Source organism: Streptomyces olivaceoviridis, assembly GCF_014650115.1.
Lineage (GTDB): Bacteria > Actinomycetota > Actinomycetes > Streptomycetales > Streptomycetaceae > Streptomyces > Streptomyces olivaceoviridis.
On the sequence record NZ_BMUI01000086.1, the window covers coordinates 1 to 3822 of the forward strand.

A 3822-nucleotide genomic window follows, 5' to 3' on the forward strand; every position below is an offset into this window, starting at 1 on the left:
CCTTCGAACTCGCCCGCATCCGCCTCGCCCACGGCATCCGCCTGCGCCACACCCAGGGAAGGAAGGCGGCGCGACTGTCGCTGACCCTGGCCGCGGAGACGTTCGAACGGCTCGGCACGCCCACCTGGGCCGAACGGGCACGGGCCGAGCTGCGCGCCACCGGTGCCGCCACCGTCGCCTCCTCGGCGCACCTCGCGACGCTGACCTGGCAGGAACGCCGTATCGCCGATCTCGCCGCGGGCGGTCTGACCAACAAGGAGATCGGCGCGCGGATGCACCTGTCACCGCGCACGGTCAGCTCCCACCTCTACCGGGTCTTCCCCAAGCTGGGCATCACCTCCCGCGCCGCCCTGCGCGACGCCCTGGGCAAGTTGCCCGACGGCCAGAACGTGTGAGGGCGGCATGTGACCGTGTGGCCCGCTGACGCGGTACGGCGGCTCTCGCCCGTCGGCCGCGGCGCGGTCAGCCCTCAGGGGGGTGGGCGCGGATGCCGTGCCCGTCCAGCCAGCCGAGCACGTAGTCGGCGACGAAGCGCCATCCGCTGTCGATGACCAGCGAGTGGGCCCGGTCCGCGAACTGCTTCAGGTCGGTGACGGCGGTGGTGTCGCCGTACTGCTTGTACACCGCGCGGGTGGCCGCGTCCGGGACGAGTCTGTCCTCCTGTCCGGAGATCAGCAGCAGCGGGCCACGCTCCGGGTTGGCCACGTCCGCCACGGCGCGCGGACTGCGGGGCGCACCCGTACAACCCACGTCGACGAGCAGACGGCGCGGTGCCGGCACCACGTAGCGGTCGAAGAGCCGGTCGGACTCCTCCGCCTCCGCCGTGTTGGCGAAGACGCGGTGGAACTGCTCCGGCGACAGGGACACCAGTTGCTCGGCGGGATCGTGCTCGGCGCAGGACGGCAGCCCGGCAGGGGACTCGCGCAGCGGTACGCCGTTGATCGGGGCCGGAGCGATGGCCACCGCGGCACGGCCGACATCCGCGGTGATGAGATGCTGCGCGATGAGCCCGCCGACCGAGTGTCCGACGATCACCGGCGCGGTCTCGAAAGACCGCACGATCGCGGCGTAGTGGTCGGTCAGCGCGTCCAGACCGATCCGGCCGAGCAGTTCCGGGGACTTGCGCATGTCCGGGGGGGCCGCGGCCTCCCCCGGCCATCCGGGCGCGAGGGCGAGGAACCCCCGGCTGGCGAAGCGCTCCGCCCACGACTCCCAGGAAAGCGCGTGCAGCCACGCGCCATGGATGAAGACGACGGGAGTACGTTCCACGGCTGGCTCCTCCGAGCATGACGACCATCCGGCACCGGTACACCGGCGACTGTTTCAGCATCGTTCAGGCACGGATCAAGGGCGACAGTCGAATGACTTAATGTTGGCGACCATGGCGCGCGGGCCCCGACCGGCCCCGTGGTCCGATCCCCGGACAGGACTCCTGGAGGCGGACAGCGGTCCGCCTGGCGGACGACCCCCACGGCGTTCACCGTCACGGCAGAGGGTGTTCGACGGTCAAGTTACTTATGTACGGCGACCCCGTGCGTACGAGAGTGGGTCGAGCAAGCTTCCGCAACAGGGAAGGATCTACCCGTCATGAGCGGCTACCAGCCAGGTGTACAGGCCAGCCGAACGGCACCGCACGGTCGTCCTCGGCTGACCTTGGACATCGAACGTGTGCTGGACGTCTCCGCCCGGCAGGCGATCAGGGCCGAGTTCAGCTACGACCCGGAGCGTCCCCTGATCGTGTGCGTGGAGTTCCTCATCGCAGGCGGTCCGCGTGTCCTGTGGCGGATCGGCCGCGACCTCCTCCAGCAGGGGATGTACTCGATGAGCGGCTTCGGTGACGTCCAGGTCTGGCCGACGAACCTGGAGGAGCGGGCCACGGCTCGGCTCCAGCTCGCCTCCGGTGACATGGCGGCGCTGTTCGAACTGCCCGTGCCACCGCTCGCGGAGTGGCTGGAGCACACCTACCAGCTCGTTCCCGCCGGTCACGAGCTGGCCGAAGTGGACTGGGACGTGACCGCCGCGGGCCTGCTCGACGGCCGGCGGGCGGCATCCGACTGATCACGCGGTGCGCTACCGGCCCGCGGGGCGTCGGGCGGCGACGAGGACGGGGCCGCCCGGAACCGTGGGAAAGGTCCTCGTCTCCTCCAGCCCGAGGGCGACGAGTTCCTCACTCATGCGCGCCGTGTCGAAGGAGTTGCCGCCGCCACGCGTCGCGGTCCACCGGCCGACCGAGCGGCGCAGCGCGTCGTCGGCGGCGGGGTTGGTCCCCGCCACCAGCCACGCGCCCGGCACCAGAGCCGCGGCCAGGCGCGGGAGAGCGGCCCGCAGCGCCTCCTCCGAGAGGAACGGCGCGGGCAGCCAGATCAGCTCGTAACGCTCCTCCTCCGACAACTCCGCCGCGTTCTCCCGGCGCAGGAAGACCCGAGCGGTCACGGCCGGATCCGCTGCGGCAAGCTCCGCTCCCGCCAAGTCCAGCGCCCGCTCCAGGACGTCGATCCCCTCCACCCGAACCCCGGGGAAGCTCGCGGCCAGCACCACGGCCAGCGCACCGACGCCGGTGCCCACGTCGAGGACGCGGCTGCCCTCCGCCTGAAGCCGCTCGGCACACCCGGGCAATGCCGGCACGACCTTCCCGGCGAGCGCACGGCCGGTCGCGGCGGAGGCCCGCCCCTGGCTGAGGAGCACCTCGTCGTCCTGGGCGCCCCACCCGAGTCCGGGTGCCTCCGCGTCCGAGGCGGCGGCGGAGACGGCTTGGCGCAGCGAGCTGAGCTTCGCCTCCACCCCGCTGCGTGCGGTCAGTGCGTCCGCCGCGACGAGCGAGGGGTGTACGGCGAAACCGTCGGCGTCCCTGCGGACCAGGCCGACGCTCTCCAGAACCGCCGTACGCTCCGCATCCGCCGCGAGGACGTCCTCCAGGGGCTCCGACAGAGCCTGCCGCTGGGTGCTCACGACGGCGGCCATGACCCACACGGCCGCCTCCAGGGTGGCCACCGGGTCCTCGCCGAACGGCAGGGCACCGCCCATGGCAGGGCCGACGAGTTCAGGCGATGTGGACACGGAAGCCTCCGGAGAGCGCTGTTCTTGCGGCACATGTACTCATGCCGGTTCGCACACATGTTGCGGCAGACAGAAACACATACTGCCAGACCCAGGTGTGTTCCGCTCCGTTTCCGCCAAGCCCCGGAGGTCAGTGCGCGGTGTGAACTTCCACACCTTCTTCACCAACCGTTGCGCTGCGTGCCCGAGCACGGCAGAGTGCTTCGCTGCCGCATGCGCCAGGCGAGACTCGGTCATGCCTGGAACTCGGCGTCACGGACAAACCGGAAGGAACACGCGTGAGCACGATCTCGGTCCGGGGATTAGCGGTGGCCGCGGCCACCACGGTCACCGCAGTCGGAAGCGTCGTCGGCATTGCCTCGGGCAGCACCGCGCAGACCAACGACGCCGAGGCGACGGCAGCCGACACCACGCTCCTCGCCGACATACCCGCGGGACAGCAGGCGCAGGTGCAGACCACGTCCCTGACGCAGCAGGCCGACGCACAGGCCATCGCCGCGGACGTGAGCGCCAAGAAGGACGCCGAGGAAGCGGCCCGCAAGGCCGCCGCCGAGACCGCGATCGCCAAGAAGGAGCTCGCCGAGAAGGCGGCCAAGGAGGCAGCCGACAAGGCGGCCGAGAAGGCGAAGGAGCGCACCGAGGCGAAGGCCGCGGCCAGCCGTGGGACCGACGTCCGCGACTCCTCCAGCTTCCCGGTCCAGAGCAGCTACACCGTGGCGCAGATCCAGGCGATGGCGCGCCAGATGGTGGGCGGCGGCCAGTTCC

5 protein-coding genes are annotated in these 3822 nt (G+C 71.3%); 3 read left to right on the forward strand and 2 right to left on the reverse strand.

The genetic code is table 11. The features are described 5' to 3' along the window. Nucleotides 1–395, forward strand: a 395-nt coding sequence (locus IE273_RS42915) for a helix-turn-helix domain-containing protein (RefSeq protein WP_189820529.1), incomplete at its 5' end; no start/stop codon positions are given. Nucleotides 396–462: 67 nt separating this feature from the next. Here the strand turns inward: IE273_RS42915 and IE273_RS42920 are convergent. Next, nucleotides 463–1269 carry an alpha/beta hydrolase gene (locus IE273_RS42920; RefSeq protein ID WP_189820530.1) on the reverse strand — a complete coding sequence of 269 codons (807 nt, stop codon included), beginning with the start codon at nucleotides 1267–1269 and terminating at the stop codon, nucleotides 463–465. Between the two features lie 318 nt (nucleotides 1270–1587). Here IE273_RS42920 and IE273_RS42925 point away from each other — a divergent pair, with 318 nt between their 5' ends. Beyond that, a complete protein-coding gene (locus tag IE273_RS42925; RefSeq protein WP_189820531.1) occupies nucleotides 1588–2058 on the forward strand; it encodes an SsgA family sporulation/cell division regulator in 471 nt (156 codons plus the stop codon). A gap of 12 nt (nucleotides 2059–2070) precedes the next feature. On the opposite strand, the gene IE273_RS42930 is transcribed toward IE273_RS42925, so the two are convergent. After that, the gene (locus IE273_RS42930; RefSeq protein ID WP_189820532.1) at nucleotides 2071–3057 is read right to left on the reverse strand and encodes an SAM-dependent methyltransferase; all 987 of its coding nucleotides are present in this window, start codon (nucleotides 3055–3057) and stop codon (nucleotides 2071–2073) included. A 278-nt stretch (nucleotides 3058–3335) separates the two neighbouring features. Here IE273_RS42930 and IE273_RS42935 point away from each other — a divergent pair. Next, on the forward strand, nucleotides 3336–3822 hold a 487-nt coding region (locus IE273_RS42935), incomplete at its 3' end, for a lytic transglycosylase domain-containing protein (protein WP_189820533.1).

What these genes read in the sequence shown, in the direction of transcription:
- IE273_RS42925 (WP_189820531.1), top strand. Translation starts at nt 1,588, where the DNA reads ATGAGCGGCTACCAGCCAGGTGTACAGGCCAGCCGAACGGCACCGCAC.